Below are 17,938 nucleotides of genomic sequence, written 5' to 3'. Positions count from 1 at the left end.
GCCCCCGCCCGCCGCTTCCCGACCGCTCCTCAGCCGCCGCCCTCCGCGGGTCCTCCCAGCCGCAGCATCACCTTGCCGCAGCCGGCCGCCGGATCGGCCGCGACGGCCAGCGCACGGGCCGCCTCGCCCAGGTCGAAGCGGTGGCTGATGACCGGGGTGACATCGAGTCCGTCCCGCATGGCGCGCAGCGCGTCGTCGATCTCCTCGACGAAGCGGTACGACCCGCTCCAGGTGATCTCACGCGTCACCAGATCGCCGAGTGCGGCGGGGGCGGGCGTACCGGGCAGATTGCCGACCTGGATCAGCCGGCCGCCGCGCGCGGTGGCCCGCAGCACCGGGCCGAGCGCGCCCGGGGCGCCGGACGCCTCGAAGACCACCTCCATGTCGGCGGGGAGTTCCTGGCCGCTCGCCAGGTCGCAGGTCTCGTCGGCGCCCATCGCGCGGGCCACCTTCAGCGCGCCCGGCGCGACATCCGCCGCGGTCACCCGGGCAGCGCCCGCATGACGGAGTGCGCCCACCAGCAGCGAGCCGATCGGTCCCGCGCCGTTGACCAGGACGGAGCGGCCGCGCACAGCGGGCGCCCTGCTGACGGCGTGCAGGGCGACGGCCAGCGGTTCCGCGAGGGCACCGAGTTCGGTGGACAGCCCGTCGGGCAGTGGGCGCAGCCGGCCGGCGGGCACCGTGCGGTATTCGCAGAAGCCGCCGTCGGTGTGCGGGTCGAAGGCGGCGGAGCCGAAGTACCGTACCCGCGGCAGCAGGTTGGTGCGTCCGGCGAGCCGTTCGGGAAGGGTGGTGTCGCCAACCGGTGCGGCCGGATGCACCGTGGCGGGGGTGTTTTCGGCGACGCCGGTGACGCCGGGTCCCACGGCGGCGACCCGGCCCGCCACCTCGTGGCCCAGGATCATGGGGTGGCGGAGCGTCGCGGTGCCGGTGGCGCCGTGTCTCCAGTAGCCGATGTCGGAGCCGCAGATGCCGCCCCATTCGAGGGCCAGCAGCACCTCGCCCGGGCCCGGTGCCGGTACGGGCCGCTCCTCCACGCGTACATCGCCGGCTCCGTGCACCACGACTGCCTTCATCCGGTCGGCCCGGTCGGTCCGGTCGGTCCGGTCGGTCCGGTCGGTGTCCGTCATACGGCGTCCTCCACACGGACCAGGTCCCGGCCGCGGGTCTCGGGCGCGAACAGCGCGGAGAGCAGGGTGATGAGGGAGTAGACGACGAGCATGGCGGCGATGGGCCACCAGCTTCCGGTCGCGGCGGTCAGTGCCGCGGCGAGCACCGGGCCGATCGCGGTGGCCAGTACGCCGCCTATCTCCTTGGCCACGGCCAGCTGTGTGAACCGGGTGCGGGAGCCGAAGAGTTCGGCCATGGTGACGCTCTCCAGCGAGAACAGGCCCAGGACGCCGATGTTGAGCGCCAGGATCATGCCGATCGTCAGCGCGACGGTGCTGCCGTGCGCGATCATCAGCATGAGCGGGAACGCCAGCACCATGGTCAGCCCCGACAGCGCGAGATAGAGGGGCCGACGGCCCCAGCGGTCACCGGCCATGCCGACCAGCGGCACGGTGCCGAAACCGATCAGCGAGCCGTAGAGGATGGCGTCGGTGGGCACGGAGCGGTCGATGGCCAGGGTGCCGGCGATGTAGCCGACCAGGAAGGTCTGTACGAGGCCGGAGTTGCCGGCCTGCCCGAAGCGCAGGCCGAGGGTGAGGAAGAAGGCCCGGCCCTTGCGCTGCCGCAGCCCCGCCTCCAGCGCACCTGCGGTCTCCTCGTCCACGGCGGTGCGCAGTTCGCCGGCCTTGACGGCCACCCCGTCCACCACGTCGGGGCGCTCCTCGAAGACGGGGCTCTCCTTGAGACTGCGGCGCAGCCAGAGGCCGAACAGCAGCGGCAGGAAGCTCAGCAGGAACGGCAGCCTCCAGCCCCAGGAGAGCAGCTGGTCCTCGGAGAGTACGGCGAGCAGGAGGGCCCACAGTCCGGAGGCGGCCAGGGTGCCGGTGTTGGTGCCGAGCGAGGCCAGAGAGGCGACCAGACCGCGGCGGCGGACCGGGGCGTACTCGGCGAGCATCACCGTGGCACCGGCGATCTCGGCTCCGGCACCGAAGCCCTGCGCCAGCCGCAGCGCCACCAGCAGCGTGGGGGCCGCCAGGCCGATCTGGCTGTAGGTGGGCAGCACCCCGATGAGGGTGGTGGAAGCGCCCATCATCAGGATGGTGACGACGAGGACCCTCTTGCGCCCTACGCGGTCGCCCATCCGGCCGAAGTAGACGGCGCCGACCAGGCGGGCGACGTAGCCGACGCCGTAGGTGGCCATGGCGGCGAGCAGGCCGAGCGCCGGGCCGGCGCCGGGGAAGAAGACCTTGTTGAAGACGATCGCGGCAGCCAGCGAGTAGAGCTGGAAGTCCATGAACTCCATGGCCGTGCCCAGCCATCCGGAGACGGCGGCTCTGGTCAGGTCGCGGGTCGTGCGCTGCACACGACCGGCACCGGCCGGCTCGGTGGTGGCGCTTTGCGTCATCGGAACTCCATTGTTCGTGAGTGCTCGGGGAAGCACGGGGACGTGGGAGAGCGGAAGTCCGGGGGTACGGGTGTCAGACCTCGATGCGGCCTGCCCGTAGCGCGGGCAGCCGGGCGGCGATGGCGCCGGTGAGCGCGGTGTCGTCAGCGAGGTCGGCGGCGCCGAGCGCGGTGAGCAGGGCGCGGACGGTGCCGGTGGGCTCCGGGTGGGTGCTCCAGCAGCCGGCGAGGGTTTCGGCCGCGGGGTCGGCGGCCTGCCGGTCGGGGTGGGTGGTGTGCACCCAGCCCGCGAGGGCGAGTTCGAGCAGGGGGGTGGGGGTACCGGCGGCGCGCAAGGTGCGAAGCGCGGGCAGCCAGCGTTCGGGCAGCTTGAGGGAGCCGTCGGCGGCGATCTGCCGGAGCCGGTGCTGCATTGCGGGGTTGCGGAAGCGGGTGACGAGTTCGGCCGCGTAGTCCGCAGGGTCGGGCCCGCCGGGCGGCAGCGTGGGGGCCAGTTCGGCGCACAGGCCCCGCACGAGCGGGGCGCCCCAGTCGGTGTCCAGCGCGCCGGCGACGGTGTCCCGTCCGGCGGCCAGTCCGAGGTAGGCGAGGGCCGAGTGGGAGCCGTTGAGCAGCCGCAGCTTGGTCAGCTGGTACGGCGTGGTGTCGGGCACCAGCAGCGCGCCGTCCAGCTCCCACGGCGGCCGGGGGGCGGCGAAGATGTCCTCCAGCACCCAGCTCCGGTACGGTTCGCCGGTCACCGCCGCCGTGTCCCGTACACCGAGCACGGCGGCGGCGCGGGCCAGGTCCGATTCGGCGGTGGCGGGGACGATCCGGTCGACGACGGTGCCGGGAAAGGCGACCGCGGTCGCCATCCGGTCGAGCACCGTCTCCCGGTCGGGCCAGCCGCTCGCGGCGACGAACTCGCGGACGGCGGCGCCGAGGACGGCCCCGTTGTCGGCCATGTTGTCGCAGGAGACGACGGTCACCGGCGCGGCACCGGCTCGCATCCGCGCTGCCAGTCCGGAGGCGAGCCGTCCGATGACAGTGGCCGGCGGCGCCGCACCGGGTCCCGCCGCGGTCCGTTCCAGATCGGCGGCGACGGCCGGGTCCTTCCGGTCCAGGACGGCGCCGTCGCATGGCGTGCGCCCGGCGAGGCGGTGGTACCCCTTCTCGGTCACGGTGAGGGTGACGACCGTGACCTCGGGGTCGGCGAGCAGCGCGGCGACGCGCGCGGCGTCCTCCGTCAGCACCAGGGCGCCGGTGAGCGCGGCGACGACGCGGGTGGCGCCGCCCTCGGGGCGGCGCTCGGTGAGCGAGTAGAGGAGGTCCTGCTCGCGCAGCGCCCGGGCGGTACCGGCCGAGCGGGGCGCCACCGCTGTGATGCCCCAGGGTTCGCCGGAGCGGGCGGCGGCCTGTTCGGTCCAGAGGGCCTGGTGTGCCCGGTGGAAGGCGCCGAGCCCGAAGTGGACGACGCGGGTGCGCAGTGCGCCGGGGTCGAGCGCCGGGCGGCACTCCGGCGGGAGGCGGCGCAGCTCGGTCCGGTCGAGGCGCGGCAGTTCGGCGGACGGGTCGGCGGCGGTCACCAGTCGTGCACCGATCCGTCGAGGCGGCGCGCGACGGGCAGATAGCGGGGCTCGTACGGGAAGCGGGCGGCGGCCCGCTCGTCGTACTCCACGCCGAGGCCCGGCTCCTCGGGCGGGTGCAGCATGCCGTCGGAGAAGGTGGCGCCGCCCAGGAAGACGTCGGCGGCCTCCTCGGGGTGGCCCATGTACTCCTGGATGCCGAAGTTGGGGATCGCCAGGTCGAGATGGACGTTGGCACTGAGGCTGACCGGGGACAGGTCGGTGGCGCCGTGCGATCCGGTGCGCACCTGGTAGAGCGCGGCCAGATCAAAGATCCGCCGCAGGTGGGTGATGCCCCCGGCGTGCACGACGGTGGTGCGTACGTAGTCGATGAGCTGCTCGGTGATCAGCTGCTGGACGTCCCAGACCGAGGTGAGTGCTTCGCCGACCGCGACCGGTGTGGTGGTGTGCTGCCGGATGAGGCGGAACGCCTCCTGGTTCTCGGCCGGGGTCGGGTCCTCCATCCACAGCAGCCCGACGTCCTCGACGCGCTTGCCGAAGCGGGCGGCCTCCATGGGCGTGAGCCGGTGGTGGATGTCGTGCAGGAGGTGGAAGCCGAATCCGAAGCGCTCGCGTACCGCCTCCAGATAGGTGGGGGCGAAGCGCAGATACGCCTCGGTGTCCCAGGGCTGTTCGTCCGGCAGCGCGGTGGCGGCGGGCTCGTACAGCCTGCCCTTGCGCACCCCGTAGGTGCCGCCGACGTCCGGGACGGCGGCCTGGGCCCTGACCGCCTTGTAGCCCAGCTCCAGGAAGCGTTCGACGTCGTCGAGCAGGGCGGGCACATCGGCGCCGCTGGCGTGCGAGTAGACCAGGACGCCGTCGCGGGAGCGGCCACCGAGCAGCTGGTAGACGGGCAGCCCTGCGGTCTTGCCCTTGATGTCCCACAGGGCGGTGTCCACGGCTGCGACGGCGGTCATGGTGACCGGGCCGCGCCGCCAGTAGGCGCCCTTGTACAGGTACTGCCAGACGTCCTCGATCCGGGCCGGGTCCTTGCCGATCAGCAGGGGGACGACGTGGTCGCGCAGATAGGCGGCAACAGCCAGCTCCCGCCCGTTGAGGGTGGCGTCGCCGAGGCCGGTGACCCCGTCGGTGGTGGTGATGCGCAGGGTGACGAACGTGCGCCCCGGGGAAGCGACGAACACCTCGGCGTGCTCGATCTTGCTCACGGCGTCCCTTCTCCTTCGAACGGTCGGGTACGGCCGGACGGTCCGGTACGGCGATCCGGCGCCCCGGCAGCCCTGGTCGGGCAGCACTTGTATACAAGCACTTGTCCTGCAGCCGGGACAAGGGGTGAGTACCGAATCACCTGTGACTTCTCCGCAGGGCCCGGCGATCCGCCGTCCCGATACGATGGGCCGCATGGCTGACTCCAAGCGGCGGCCGACCAGCCGACGCGCCCTCTACCACCAGCTCCGCCGGATGGTGCTGACCCTGGAACTCGCACCGGGCGCCGCCATCTCCGAGAACGAGCTGGCCGCCACCCTCGGGGTGAGCCGCACTCCGGTCAGGGAGAGCCTGATCATGCTGGCCCAGGACGGGCTGGTGCAGATCTTCCCCAAGATCGGCTCCTTCGTCTCCCGGGTGGACCCGGCGCAGGTCGCCGACGCCCAGTTCCTGCGCGAGGCGGTCGAACTGGCCGCCTTGGACGACCTGCCCGACGAGCTGGACGCCGGCGTCGTCACCGAACTGCGGGAGAACCTGGAGCACCAGCGCGGCCCCGGGCTGGAGCTGGAGGAGTTCTTCGCCCTGGACGAGGCGTTCCACCAGGGGCTGCTGCGGCTGAGCGGCCACGCCAACGCGTGGACCACGGTCGCCGCCGCCAAGGGCCATCTGGACCGGGCCCGCCGGCTCGGCCTCTACGAGCACGCCTCCTCGGCCGAGTTCGCAGCCCAGCACGCCGAGATCTTCGAAGCGGTGCTCAGTGGCGACACGGAGCGCGCCCGCGGGGCCATGCGCACCCACCTGCGCGCGGTCTTCAGCGATATCGAGCGCATCCGCGCCCACTCCCCCCAGCTGTTCGCCACCGACTCCACGGCCGTCCCGGTACGGCGCAGCGTCGCGGTGTGGGAGTGAAGCCCGGCGCCCGCGTGGGTGCGCCCCCTGCTCGAAGGGCTTGGTGCAGCCGTTCCCCGCGCCCCTGACGGGGCACCGGAGCGAGCCCTAGCAGTGCTGCGCCGCCTCGCAGTCCTCCGGCGGGATGCTGCGCGTCTCGATGGTGACGCCCCCGTGCGGACGGCCGCCGGCGAGGGCGGCGGCGCCGAGGACGAAGTGGACCCACATGTTGAACTGGATCTCCTTGGCCACCCTCAGCCGGCTGTAGATCAGGTCGGCCCACCGGTCACCCGCGCGTGACCACGCCTCGACCCTGAACCGTAGCCCGCCCTCGCCATCGTCCTCGTCCTGGTCCTCCCAAGCCGTGAACTGGATCTGTCCTGCCTCCAGATGCCCGCGCAGCGTGCCCAGCCGGATGGTGACCGGATCGCGGTGGAGTACCCGGACGGGCCCGTCCCAGGGGCCGGGCATCTGCACCCGGTACTCGTCGCCGACCCGCGCGGGCCCGCCCCCGCCGCCCGTTTTGTGGAAGACCGCAACCGTCGAGGGGGCCGGCCGGTTCGGATCCGCCGCCACGGCGTCGATCAGTGCCTCGGGGCTCATCCGCGCACCCCGGATCCGGACGGTGAACCGGCGGCGGAACATCGGGCCCGCCCCGTCGGCGAGGCGCTGGGTGAGCTCGTCGACGAGCCCGGCGGGCAGCGCGGGCGGCAGATCGCCGGGGCCGCCCGCCGTCTCGCTGCGGTGCAGCGCGGTCACTCGCCACATGTACTGCCAGGACACCAGCAGTACGCCCACCGGGAAGCGCAGGAGCGTGCCGATCCGCCGCCCTGGTGAGGGCTTGGCAGGGTGTAGGGACATAACGCCTATGACACCATGAAACCGACCAAAGACGCGTGTCGCTGCGGCCCGCACACCCAGCCCAGGAGGTCGGCGTGCTCCTCGAAAAGCTGATGTACCGGTCCGGGCTGCGCGGGACGCATCTGAAACTGGCGTCGATGGGCTCGGTCGGGCTCTGCGTCGTCTTCTGGATGCGCGCCGCCGGCTACGACCAGGACGAGCGCGGCAACGCCGAGCGCCGCGCCCTGTTCGTCGGGCTGTGGGCGCCCATGCTGTGGCTGATGGGCCAGTCCCTCGGGGAGCTCGACCAGTCCGCCGCGCGCCCGCAGCCGGGCAGTACGCATGGTCCGTGAGGGACGCCTGTACCGTGCACCGGCCGTCGCCGCACTGCACGCGCTGGCCGACCGCAAGGTCAACTACGGTCCGCCGACCGGGGGCCGGCTGCCGACCTGGGACTCCCGCTGGCACATCGACTCGCTCTGCCGGCCGCTCGCCCGCGAACCGGCCGGCGACCCCGTGCGGGGCGGGCCGTGGGAGATCGCCTGCCGCCTGGTGCGCGACTACCAGTTCGCGGAGCCGTCGATCCTGCGGGCGCTCTACCGCACCGACACCGCGCTGCTGGGCCGGGACATGCTCCTGGAGGGCCGGTTCGCCGGGCTCCGCTTCGACATGGGGGTACGGGTGACGTCCGTCATCGACGGGACGCACGGCAGCGGCGACGCCGAGTCCCGGGTCTGGGGATGGGCGTACCGGACCCTCCAGGGCCACCTGGAGCAGGGGGAGCTGACGTACAAGGTCGTCAAACGGCTGCGGACCGGCGCCGTGGAGTTCCGGATCACCGGTTACTCGCGGCGGGCACCGATGTCGAACCTCGTCGTCCGGGCCGGCTTCGCGCTGTTCGGGCGCCCGACCCAGCACCGCTTCTACCGGGCGAGCGCCGGGCGGCTGCGCCGTCTGCTGCACGCGGAGCTCACCGGCGCCCCGCCACCCGCCGTCGCCACACTCCCCGGCTACGACAACGTCGCCCTGGCTCCCACTCGGCTTGCTGGGGGGTAGGCACGGCTTCTCCCGGGTGTGCTGTGCTGGTGGGGTACCCCTGCTCGAAGAGCGTGGGGGAGCAGCTCCCCGCGCCCCGTCTGGGCGCATCACTCCATCGGCGGGCCGGACGCGGCCCCCTGGCCAGCACACACGCCGCGGGCGGGGCCTGGCGGTCGACCGCTGGAGCAGACTGGTGGCATGGGAAACCTCAGCTCGCCGGGAGCACCGTCGCGGAGCTTTCCCCCACGGCCGGAGAGCGCGGCGGCGGCACGGCGCTTCGTACGGTCCGCGCTGGACGGTGCGGAGCCCGAGCTGGTGGACACCGCCGAGCTGCTGCTCAGTGAGCTGGTGACCAACGCGGTGCTGCATGCCCGTACCGAAATCGAGGTGTCCGTCTCGGCCGTGGACGGGGGTGTCCGTGCGCGGGTCGTCGATCGCCTGCCGTCCCGCAGCGTGGTGCGCCGGAGGCACCGCGCCGACGCCAGTACGGGGCTGGGGCTCGTCCTGGTCGAGGGCCTCGCGTCGCGGTACGGGGTCGAAACCGACGGCGGAACCGGCGGCGACCGCAAGACCGTGTGGTTCGAGCTGGGAACCGCCGGTGCGGCACCGGCGCCCTCCGGCTGGCAGGCCGCCGCGCCACCGTTCGGCCCCCACGACACGGTGACACTGGTCGATCTGCCGGACGCGCTCTACACCGCTTCCCGGTTCCGCAGGCACGCGCTGCTGCGGGAGTTGCTGCTTGCCGCGCCGGACGGGGACCGGTTCGGGGTGAAGCCACAAGATCTCGTCACTGCCCACGACATGAGCAATGTGCTCAGCGCTTGTGTGCGGGCGGCTCGGGACGGGCAGCCTTCGGAAGCCGATGTCCGCTCCCTGCGGGTGTCGGTCCCGGCGGACGCCACCCCGGCGCTGTTCACCTTGCGCAGGGTGCTCGACCTGGCCGAGAAAGCGGCCCGGGACGAGTATCTGCTCACCCGGCCGTCCCTCCCGCAGAACCGCATCTTCCACCACTGGCTGTTCGACCAGATCACCAGCCAGCTCGCCGGCGGGAAGCCCACCGCGTGGACGGTGGTCCCCCGCGAGCCGGGTGCCAGCCCCTCCGAGCTGGCGCCCTGGGACCCGGGCCAGGTGCGGGACAGCAGGGTCCCGACCCTCGCCGCAGACGAGGACGACCGCATCATCGCGGCGAACGAGCCGGCGGCTGACATGCTGGGCTGGCAGGTGGAGGAACTGCTCGGACAGCGGCTGACCGTGCTCATTCCCGAGCACCTGAAAAACCGCCACGTCGCGGCGTTCACCTCCCTGCTGCTGACCGGCGAGCCGCGGATCCTGGGCCGCTCCGTACCGCTGCCGGCGCTGCACCGCGAGGGCAGGCTGGTCCCGGTACGCCTGCTCATCCAGACGCAGGAGACGCGCGACGGACGCACCGTGTTCGTCGCCCAGCTCATTCCGCGGGCGGCCGGACCCGCGGACCGCGCTCCCCGTAAGGCCGACAGGCCCGTATCGGCCCCGGAGGCGAGGGACCGCTACGGGCCGGCCACGCCCGAGCCCGTCCCGGAGCCCGTGCGCAGGCCGAGCGGCGACCAGGCGGCCGTCTCGGCGCTGGAACGGCTGTCGCTGCTGGCCGATACCAGGAGGGCGCTGAGCACCACCCCGGATCTGATCGAGGGGCTGCGGCAGGTGTGCCGGGTCCTCACCGAGCGGCTGGCCGACTGGTGCGTGCTCGACCTGCTGGACGAACGCGGCCGGGTCGACCGGGCCTGTGTCGCCCACCGTGACCCCCGGCTGCTGACCCCCGAGGTGCGCGAGGGCCGGCTGCCGCCGGTGTCGGAGGCGGCGCGCGGCCCGCTGGCCCGGGTGCTGCGGGGTGCGGGCCCGCTGCTGTTCACCGAGATCCCGGCGGCGAACCAGGCGCAGAGCCCGCTGGACGCCCGCCATCTGGAGCTGTTCGAGCAGTTGGGCGGGAACAGCGCCGTCGTCGCCCCGCTGCGGGCCCGGCGGGAGATCCTGGGCGCGCTGACCGTGGCCCGCGGCCAGGGCAGCAGGCCATTCGCCGAGGAAGATCTCTCCCTGGTCGACGACCTGGTCCGCAACCTGGCGCTCGGCGTGGACAACATCCGGCTCTACCAGGAGACACGGGACATCGCGGAACGGCTCCAGCACTCCCTGCTTCCCGTACTGCCGGAGATCGGGTACCTGCAGCTGGCCGCTCGCTACGCCCCCTCCTCCACCACCGCACAGGTCGGCGGGGACTGGTACGACTGTTTCGTCCTCCCCAACGGCGAGACGGCGCTGGTCATCGGCGACGTCGCCGGGCACGACCTCGAAGCGGCCGTCACCATGAGCCAGCTGCGGAGCATGCTCCGCGGGATCGCCGTCGACCGCCAGGAGCCGCCCGAAGCCGTGCTGCGCCGGCTCGACCTGGCCAACCACAGCCTCTACCGGGAGGCCACAGCGACCTGCGTCTACGCTCTGATCACCGGCCCCGAGCAAGGCCCTTGGGAGCTGAAGCACTCCTCCGCCGGGCATCTGCCGCCGCTGGTGACCACAGCGGAGGGCGCGACCCACTATCTGGAGAACGGCGCGGGCCTGCTCCTGGGCATGGACCCCGACCAGCGCCGCCCCACGGCCGTGGATCCGCTCCCCGCCCACTCGACGGTGCTGCTCTACACCGACGGCCTCATCGAGCGCCGCGGCGAATCCCTCGACAACGCCCTGGCCGAACTCCGGCGGCACACGGCAGCGCTGGCACGCGAACCACTCGACGTCTTCTGCGACGAACTCCTCATCGGCCTCGGCGCCGACAGCGCGGACGACATCGCCGTCCTCGCCGCCCGCCCCACACCGCCTTACTGAGGGATGCCGCAGATGGCGCGCGGCCGGCCTCCAGGGCTTGCCCGGCAACCGGCCGGCAGAGGCACGCCCTTGCCCTCAGGCGGCTCGCCAGCCGGACCAGCGGGTGACTGCGATCTCCACGACCGGGCCTGCGGGTGGGCGGGTGCCGTACTGCTGCTGGTACTTCTCTCTCAGCAGGCGTACGTACCGCGCGGAGGCGGGCGATTGGGTGGCGGTCGGCAGTACGGCGGCCGTGCCGTCGGCCCGTGTCCACCACAGCAGGTCCCAGTTCTCGTCGTAGTTGTCGACCAGGAGGCTGACCAGCGGGTTGGCCTCGATGTTGGCGAGGCGTTTCAGCCGTTGCGACTGCTTGGGCTTGTGGTCGACGGCGAACGCCACGGTGTCACCGGTCACGGCGAAGACCACCGGGACCAGGTGCGGGCGGCCTGCGGCGTCGGCGGTCGCGAGGCGGGCGATCCGGGCGCCGGCGAAGCGCTCCCGCGCCTGTCTCCCCGTCATCTTGGGCATCGGTGCTCCGGTCCGGTTCGGGGTCGGCCGCTCCGGACGATTCCGGAGCCGTTTCGCAGCCCCGAGGAGGTACCCCGCTCCCGCCGGGGTCAACATCCCGTGCGGCCGGACGGTGTACGGGCCACTGGGGCGCCCGGCGAGCGGCGTCCGCTGCCGGGCCCCCGCGCTATGCGAACCGCGCGGGGTCGCCGGCGCCCGTCCGTACGATCTCGGCCTCGCCACCGGAGAAGTCCACGACGGTGGTCGGCTCGGTACCGCAGTCGCCCGAGTCGACCACGGCGTCCACGACGTGGTCGAGCCGTTCCTTGATCTCCCAGCCCTGGGTCATCGGTTCCTCCTCGTCCGGCAGGAGAAGAGTGCTGGACAGCAGTGGCTCACCGAGCTCGGCCAGCAGCGCCTGAGCGACCACGTGGTCGGGAATGCGCACGCCGACCGTCTTCTTCTTCGGGTGCATCAGCTTGCGGGGCACCTCCTTCGTCGCGGGGAGGATGAAGGTGTAGCGGCCGGGCGTTGCCGCCTTGATGGCGCGGAACACGTCGTTGTCGACGTGCACGAACTGGCCGAGCTGTGCGAAGTTCTGGCACACGAGCGTGAAGTGGTGCCGCTCGTCGAGGTCGCGGATGGACCGGATACGGGACATCCCGTCACGACTGCCCAGCCGGCACCCCAGCGCGAAACAGGAGTCCGTCGGATACGCGATGAGTGCGTCTGCCCGGATGCTGTCGACCACGGTGCCGATGGTGCGCCGCTGCGGGTTCTCTGGGTGCACGTCGAAGTACTTCGCCATCCGCCGAGCCTAAACCCCGCGCGGCGGCGTGCCCCCACCAGCCACAGCTCACCCGCACTCCGCATGCAACGGACAGGGGCACCCCGAACCGGGTCCTGCGGCCTAGCCGCTGTCCCGGTCGAGCACCAGATCGGCGGCGCGGGCCCGCACCTCGGCGCGGGTGAGGCCCTGGTAGTCGGCGGCGATGAAGTGCTCACCGATCGCCACGCAGAAGGCGAGCATGCTGCGGGCCTCGACCTCGCGCGGGTCGGCGCAGAAGGTACCGATCATCTCGCGCAGCAGGGCCATGCGCCGGTTGTCCACCCGCCGCAGTCGCTCGGCGACTGCGGCGTCGCGGCGGGCCCAGTCGCGGATCGCGAGGTCGATGGGGAGCAGGCGGTCGTTGGAGAAGGTGAGCATGCCGGCGCGCTGGATCTTCGTCTTCGGGTCGCCGCCCTCCCGCTCGATGCGGTCGATGACCTCGTCGATGCTCTCCCGCTCCCAGGTGTCCAGCATCGCCTCCAGCAGCGCGTCCCGGTCGGCGAAGTAGCCGTAGAACCCGCCTTTGGTGACGCCGAGTTGCTTGGCCAGCGCCTCGACGCGGACGGCGTCCGGACCGCCCCCTTCCGCGAGCGCGCGCAGCCCTTCCTCGATCCACCTGTCCCGCGGCGTGCGTACAGCGCCCACGATGCGTCCCACCTCGCCTGTGCATCACATATACGTCCCCCGTACAAAGGGGTTGGCCTCTGCTTGTACGGCATCGTATGACTGATGCGGAGGCCGTGAGACGCCCGCCGGATCATCGCCTTGCACTACCCGCTTCCCGAGCACTTCGAGGAGTCCGTGGACCGCACGGCCGGTCACCGCGTTCGATGCGCGCGAGCGCGAACCCCGAGAGATCTTCGCCGTGCGCCCGAGCTGACCGCCGACGGCGCAGCCGCCGCCGGCCGCAACAGGGCCCCGAGCCCCCGAGTCCCTGGTAGCCTCGCCGCCGCACGGGGGATGTGCGGAATGGCGGCTGCTGACCGGGATATCGAACAGGAGGGGCTCCGTGCCTTCCCCGACGGGTGAGTTCCACGTCTTCTTCGAGCGGCACCACACCGAACTCGCCCGGCTGGCCTACCTCTTGCTCGGTGACGCGGAGGAGGCGGACGATCTGACCGCGGACGCCTTCGTCGCGCTGTGGCACCGCTGGGACCGGGTCCGTACGGCCGACCGTCCCGCCGCGTACGCCCGCGGAGTGGTCACCAACCTCGCGCGCAGCCATATCCGCAGCCGCAGCCGCGAGCGGCGCCGGATCGCGCTGTTCTGGCAGCGGCACCAGGAGCCCGCGGAGGGCCCGGACGTACCCGCTGTCCTGGATGTCCGCGAGGCGCTGGCGCGGTTGCCCTTCCGCAGACGCGCCTGTGTGGTTCTCCGGCACGCCTTCGACGTCTCGGAGCGGGACGCGGCCCGCATCCTGGGGATCTCGACCGGCACGGTCAAGAGCCAGGCGTCCCGCGGGATGGCGGAGTTAGCGCGGCTGCTGGATCCCGCAGAGCAGGGCGCTGACCGTAGCGTGGAGGCCGTACTGGCGCTGCGCGGAAGAAAGACGGGACGGTACACCTGATGAACGTCCGCGAGGAGTGGGCGGAGTCCGAGGCGGGGCAGCGGCTCGGCGCCCGGCTGCGCGCCGCTGCCGAAGCGCATCAGCCGGACCGCGCGCGGATGCTCGAGAGGATCGCGCACGGCACCGATGAGTGCGGTGCCCGGCGGCGGACACGCCGCACGCGGGCACCGCGGGTGAGGGCATGGCCGCGGGCGGCCGGTGCGTTCGTGGTGGTGCTCGCCATCGGCGGCGCGACCGCGCTGTGGGCGCAGCAGGGGGACGGCCACACCGCCGGAGACGGCCCGGCGCCGACGGTGCGCAGCACCTCGCCCGGTCCCGCCAGGAGCGAAGACGGCGAGGGGTCCGGCGGGACCGGTGCCGCGGACAGGACAGGCACGCTTCCGGCGAGCGACGGGCCGCTGCGGTCCAGTGGTTCTCTGTCAGCGGGCGGCAACGACTACTGGTCGCAGACCGAGGTCACCGTCCGTACCGGGAAGCCGCTCACCGCGCTGACGGTGGAGCTGCGCATCGCGGAGAACTCGCCGCTGAGCTCCACCGGCTCCTGGCGCACCCGCCCGTCCCGGGACTTCGATATCGCGGTGCGGCACGCCGGGGGCGCGCTCGTCTACCGCTGGAAGCTGAAGGAGGGCCGCACCGTACCGCCCGGCAGGCATGTCTTCGCCGGGCAGTACGACCACGGCACCGGCGCACGCCGCAGCATGGCCGGCGACAGGTACACCGTCTCGGCCACCGCCGACGGCCGCGCCTACCAGGTGGGCGGCGGAATCGGCTAGCGCCGGGGCACCCGGCGCCTCGGCGCCGCCGTCACTTCATGGGTGCACCGCTCCCGGCGCCGGGATCGACCCGCAAGAACTCCGACTCGGGCAGGGCGCCGCGCGGGCCGGTGGCCGTCGTCGCGTCCGTGCCGACGAAGGGCGGGGTGGCCACTCCCCTTCCGGCAGCTTCGAGCCGCCGCCCTTCACCTCGCCGCTGCCGTACGGCTCCAGCCTGATCGGCGCGTCGGCGGTTCCGCTCTCGTCACTCTTGAGGCTCCGGTGGCCGCGGCGGCTGCCACGGCGAGGGCGGTGACGCTTCTACTGCGACGGTGCTTCGATAGCAGGGCTCGGTGGCGGCGGCCGGTTCAGCCATGGCGGAGGTGGTCCCGCAGCTCCCGGGCGACCTGGGCCATCAGGGCCTCGGCGCCGGGCTGTGCTGCCGCGGGGATCCGGGACTCGGTGAGGGCCGCGACGGCGAAGACCGCGCCATCGGCGTGCTCCACGACCCCCACCTCGTGGCGGAGGTTGAGCAGCGTGCCCGTCTTGGACGCCCAGACGGCCGCGTCGGAGCTGAAGTCCGGGGCGAGCCGCTGGCGCTGCACGCTGTCGGCCATCAGGGAACGCACGCGGGCGGCCACGTCCGGGTGGATCGCCGAGGGCGTCCAGAGCGCTTGCAGCAGGTCCACGAAGGCCCGCGCGGTGCCGCTGTTGGCGCGGGTCACATCCAGCTGCGGCAGCCGGTGGCCGTGACCGCTGGTACCGGCCGAGATCGCCAGGGAGTGCGCCAGGTCGGCGGCGTCCCGCGGCAGGTGCTCGTCCGGCGTGCCCGCCAGTCCGGCGAGCGCGTGCCGCACGGCGATCCCCGTGATGCCGAGCTCGCGCAGTACCGCGTCCACGTCACCGGGAGGGGTCAGGCCGAACAGGGCGTTGGCCGCGGCGTTGTCGCTGAGGGAGGTGCTCAGATAGACGAGGTCGTCCAGGGCGACGCGCGCCGGGTGCCGGAACCTGGTGAGCCCTGTGGGGCCCGGCTTGGTGACCCGGCCGGGCTGTACCTCCAGCTGCTGCGCACCGTCCAGTTCGCCGCGCCGGATACGGTCGAGCGTCGCGACCGCGAGGGGGACCTTGACCAGGGAGGCGGCGGGCAGTTCGGTATCCGGTTCGATGCCGAGCTCGTCCCCTGAGCGCAGGTCGCGTACGAGGAACGAGCCGCATAGGCCGCCGTCGCGCAGGGCCTGGCGCAGTTCGCGCAGCAGGTGCTCGCCCGTCATGCGCTCTCCTTCTTCTCCTCCAGCGGTTCGCCGCTCTCCTGCTCCTGTCGCCCTCCGGCCCCGGCTGCCGCTTCCTCGCCCGCGCCCAGGCAGTGCGCGAGGGCGTCACCCAGGCGGGTGCCGAGGCGTTCGGCGTCGCCCTCCTCCGCCGCGAGGAGGCCGAACGTCCGCTCCAGGGCCAGTTCTCCGAGGGGACGCCAGTGGAGCGCGAACTCCCGTGCCTGCAAAGGGGAGCACAGCAGCAGGTCCGAGGAGGAGAACACTTCCGCCGCCGCCTCGGTGAGGCTGGTGGCGACGGACAGCTGTGCGGGGCGCAGCCCGACGGTGTCGCGCAGCCGGGTCATCCGGTCCCTGATGTGCGGCACGTCGTCCTCGGGCTGGAGCCACACCCGGCGCGGAGGGCCCTGGTCGGTACGCCGGGGGCGCAGCGTCTCCAGATAGAGGCGCCGGCCCGGCGGCCGTTCCAGGCCGGCCAGCCCGAGCGATACGCACCAGCGCGCCTGGTCGGGCGGCACCGCGACGAGCGCTGCCCGCACCTGCTGCGAGCGGACGAGATGGGGGCGTACCGCGGGAGCGGCCGTGCGCAGTTCCAGGGTGATGCCGTGGTGGCGGGCCGCGGCCGCGAGCCGGGCCAGGTCGGGCGCCGGGCAGGTGTCGGGGACGGCGAGGCGGACGGGCCGGCGCCGCGCGGTGGCCGCCTCGTGCTCCAGCTCCTCGGCGGCGAGCACCAGCCGCCGGGCTGCGGGGAGCAGTTCGCGGCCGAAGGGGGTCAGCCGGGCCCGGCGCGCGCTCCGCTCGAACAGCGGCTCGCCGAGGTGCCGCTCCAGTGCGGCGACGCGACGGCTGGCGACCGACTGCGACATGTGCGCGGCTGCCGCACCGACCGTGAAGCTGCCGCGCTCACTCACGTGCACAAACGCACAACAGGCACCCACAAGATCCACGTCGCCACTCTATGGGGCCGCCTGCCCCGCCCTGTCATGCGGATTCCGCATGGACCGGCGCGATCCGGTCTTGGACGGCATGACGTGGCGCGCGGCAGGCTGCCGACCGTATTCGGGGGACCGAGAGCAACCGCACCCGCACAGTCGGAGGTATCGACCACCCATGCGTACGACCACAGCCCGGCGCATCGCCCTGGGCACGCTCGGCACGCTCGCGCTGACCCTGCCCCTGACGGCCTGTGGCGGGGGCGAGCCGGCCGGCTCCTCCGGCAAGCCGGCCGGCTCGGCGTCCTCGGCGTCCCCGGCCGGCGGCAAGAAGGCGGCAGCGGCGTTCGGGAAGCTGGAGCGGAAGTACGACGCGCGGCTCGGCGTCCACGCGGTCGACACCGGGAGCGGGCGGGAGATCTCCTACCACGCGGACGAACGCTTCGCCTATGCCTCCACGCACAAGGCGTTCACGGCCGCGGCCATCCTGAAGAAGCACTCGGTGAGCGGCCTCGACAAGGTGATCAAGTACAAGAAGGACGACCTGCTCCCCAACTCCCCCGTCACCAGCAAGCACGTCGACGACGGGATGACCCTGCGCGCACTCTGCGCGGCCACGCTCCGCCACAGCGACAACGCCGCGGACAATCTGCTGCTCCGCGACCTGGGCGGGCCGAAGGCGCTGGACACCTTCCTGGAGAAGCTCGGCGACGACGTCACCCACGTGAACCGCTACGAACAGGAGCTCAACGAGGCGACACCGGGCGACAAGCGGGACACCACCACGCCCCGCGCCTTCACCGGGGACCTGCGCGCCGTCACGCTCGGTGATGGGCTGAGCAAGCCGGAGCGGGAGCAGCTCAGCGCCTGGATGCGCAACAGCCCGACCGGCGAAACGCTGATCAGGGCCGGGTTCCCGAAGAGCTGGAGCGTGGCCGACAAGAGCGGCGCGGGCCGCTACGCCAGCCGCGGGGACATCGCCGTCGTACGCCCGCCCGGCAGGGCACCGCTGGTGGTGACGGTCCTCTCCAAGCGCGCGGAGAAGGACGCGGACTACGACGACAAACTGGTGTCTGCCGCCGCCTCCGTCGTCGCCGGGCAACTGGGTTAGCCGCCGCAACGAGTGCGGGCCCGCCCACGGTGGTGTGGACGGGCCCGCAGACTGCCCGAGCTTGCGGGCCGCAATGCAGAGCAGCGGGT

General features: G+C 72.9%; 18 protein-coding genes. 7 read left to right on the top strand and 11 right to left on the bottom strand.

The genetic code is table 11. The features are described 5' to 3' along the window. Positions 1–29 precede the first annotated feature (29 nt). The 4 genes from ITI46_RS17675 to manD form a co-directional block, all read right to left on the bottom strand. Positions 30–1,130 carry an L-idonate 5-dehydrogenase gene (locus ITI46_RS17675; protein ID WP_247746144.1) on the bottom strand — a complete coding sequence of 367 codons (1,101 nt, stop codon included), beginning with the start codon at positions 1,128–1,130 and terminating at the stop codon, positions 30–32. Then, positions 1,127–2,515: an MFS transporter gene (locus ITI46_RS17670; RefSeq protein ID WP_209240555.1), complete on the bottom strand. Its 1,389-nt coding sequence runs from the start codon at positions 2,513–2,515 to the stop codon at positions 1,127–1,129. The genes ITI46_RS17675 and ITI46_RS17670 overlap by 4 nt, the downstream gene beginning before the upstream one ends. A 73-nt stretch (positions 2,516–2,588) precedes the next feature. Continuing rightward, complete coding sequence (locus ITI46_RS17665) at positions 2,589–4,079, bottom strand: mannitol dehydrogenase family protein (RefSeq protein WP_307808217.1); 1,491 nt, start codon at positions 4,077–4,079, stop codon at positions 2,589–2,591. Then, complete coding sequence (gene manD, locus ITI46_RS17660; RefSeq protein ID WP_307808216.1) at positions 4,076–5,284, bottom strand: D-mannonate dehydratase ManD; 1,209 nt, start codon at positions 5,282–5,284, stop codon at positions 4,076–4,078. Before manD ends, ITI46_RS17665 begins: the two co-directional genes overlap by 4 nt. Positions 5,285–5,477: 193 nt before the next feature. On the opposite strand from manD, the gene ITI46_RS17655 reads away from it, so the two are divergent. Beyond that, positions 5,478–6,191, top strand: coding sequence for a GntR family transcriptional regulator (locus tag ITI46_RS17655; protein ID WP_209240553.1), 714 nt, complete (start codon positions 5,478–5,480; stop codon positions 6,189–6,191). An 87-nt stretch (positions 6,192–6,278) separates the two neighbouring features. On the opposite strand, the gene ITI46_RS17650 is transcribed toward ITI46_RS17655, so the two are convergent. Next, positions 6,279–7,031 (bottom strand): DUF1990 family protein, encoded by a 753-nt coding sequence (locus ITI46_RS17650; RefSeq protein ID WP_209240551.1) that lies wholly within the window; start codon positions 7,029–7,031, stop codon positions 6,279–6,281. A gap of 74 nt (positions 7,032–7,105) precedes the next feature. Between ITI46_RS17650 and ITI46_RS17645 the strand changes: the two genes are divergently transcribed. From ITI46_RS17645 to ITI46_RS17635, 3 genes are all read left to right on the top strand, one after another. After that, positions 7,106–7,363, top strand: coding sequence for a hypothetical protein (locus ITI46_RS17645; protein WP_307808215.1), 258 nt, complete (start codon positions 7,106–7,108; stop codon positions 7,361–7,363). After that, complete coding sequence (locus ITI46_RS17640) at positions 7,353–8,066, top strand: DUF1990 family protein (protein ID WP_209240549.1); 714 nt, start codon at positions 7,353–7,355, stop codon at positions 8,064–8,066. The genes ITI46_RS17645 and ITI46_RS17640 overlap by 11 nt, the downstream gene beginning before the upstream one ends. Positions 8,067–8,246: 180 nt before the next feature. Beyond that, positions 8,247–10,904 (top strand): SpoIIE family protein phosphatase, encoded by a 2,658-nt coding sequence (locus ITI46_RS17635; RefSeq protein WP_209240548.1) that lies wholly within the window; start codon positions 8,247–8,249, stop codon positions 10,902–10,904. Between the two features lie 75 nt (positions 10,905–10,979). Here the strand turns inward: ITI46_RS17635 and ITI46_RS17630 are convergent, their stop codons facing one another. The 3 genes from ITI46_RS17630 to ITI46_RS17620 form a co-directional block, all read right to left on the bottom strand. Next, a complete protein-coding gene (locus tag ITI46_RS17630) occupies positions 10,980–11,411 on the bottom strand; it encodes a TIGR03668 family PPOX class F420-dependent oxidoreductase (RefSeq protein WP_209240547.1) in 432 nt (143 codons plus the stop codon). 166 nt (positions 11,412–11,577) lie between these two features. Beyond that, positions 11,578–12,198, bottom strand: a complete 621-nt coding sequence (locus ITI46_RS17625) for an L-threonylcarbamoyladenylate synthase (protein WP_209240546.1) — start codon at positions 12,196–12,198, stop codon at positions 11,578–11,580. 102 nt (positions 12,199–12,300) lie between these two features. Then, positions 12,301–12,864 (bottom strand): TetR/AcrR family transcriptional regulator, encoded by a 564-nt coding sequence (locus ITI46_RS17620; RefSeq protein WP_209240545.1) that lies wholly within the window; start codon positions 12,862–12,864, stop codon positions 12,301–12,303. Positions 12,865–13,228: 364 nt separating this feature from the next. Here ITI46_RS17620 and ITI46_RS17615 point away from each other — a divergent pair, with 364 nt between their 5' ends. Continuing rightward, positions 13,229–13,786, top strand: coding sequence for a SigE family RNA polymerase sigma factor (locus tag ITI46_RS17615; protein WP_307808214.1), 558 nt, complete (start codon positions 13,229–13,231; stop codon positions 13,784–13,786). After that, positions 13,786–14,559, top strand: a complete 774-nt coding sequence (locus ITI46_RS17610; RefSeq protein ID WP_209240544.1) for a hypothetical protein — start codon at positions 13,786–13,788, stop codon at positions 14,557–14,559. Before ITI46_RS17615 ends, ITI46_RS17610 begins: the two co-directional genes overlap by 1 nt. 31 nt (positions 14,560–14,590) lie before the next feature. On the opposite strand, the gene ITI46_RS35515 is transcribed toward ITI46_RS17610, so the two are convergent. The 3 genes from ITI46_RS35515 to ITI46_RS17600 form a co-directional block, all read right to left on the bottom strand. Beyond that, positions 14,591–14,713, bottom strand: a complete 123-nt coding sequence (locus ITI46_RS35515) for a hypothetical protein (RefSeq protein WP_280634784.1) — start codon at positions 14,711–14,713, stop codon at positions 14,591–14,593. A gap of 193 nt (positions 14,714–14,906) precedes the next feature. Continuing rightward, positions 14,907–15,809 (bottom strand): serine hydrolase, encoded by a 903-nt coding sequence (locus tag ITI46_RS17605; RefSeq protein ID WP_209240543.1) that lies wholly within the window; start codon positions 15,807–15,809, stop codon positions 14,907–14,909. After that, the gene (locus ITI46_RS17600) at positions 15,806–16,753 is read right to left on the bottom strand and encodes a LysR family transcriptional regulator (protein ID WP_209240542.1); all 948 of its coding nucleotides are present in this window, start codon (positions 16,751–16,753) and stop codon (positions 15,806–15,808) included. Before ITI46_RS17600 ends, ITI46_RS17605 begins: the two co-directional genes overlap by 4 nt. A 163-nt stretch (positions 16,754–16,916) precedes the next feature. Here ITI46_RS17600 and bla point away from each other — a divergent pair, with 163 nt between their 5' ends. Beyond that, positions 16,917–17,849, top strand: a complete 933-nt coding sequence (gene bla, locus ITI46_RS17595; protein ID WP_209240540.1) for a class A beta-lactamase — start codon at positions 16,917–16,919, stop codon at positions 17,847–17,849. Positions 17,850–17,938 lie beyond the last annotated feature (89 nt).

This window comes from Streptomyces oryzae (assembly GCF_017676365.1).
In the GTDB taxonomy this organism is placed as follows: domain Bacteria; phylum Actinomycetota; class Actinomycetes; order Streptomycetales; family Streptomycetaceae; genus Streptomyces; species Streptomyces oryzae.
This window is presented reverse-complemented; position numbering and strand designations above follow the sequence as displayed.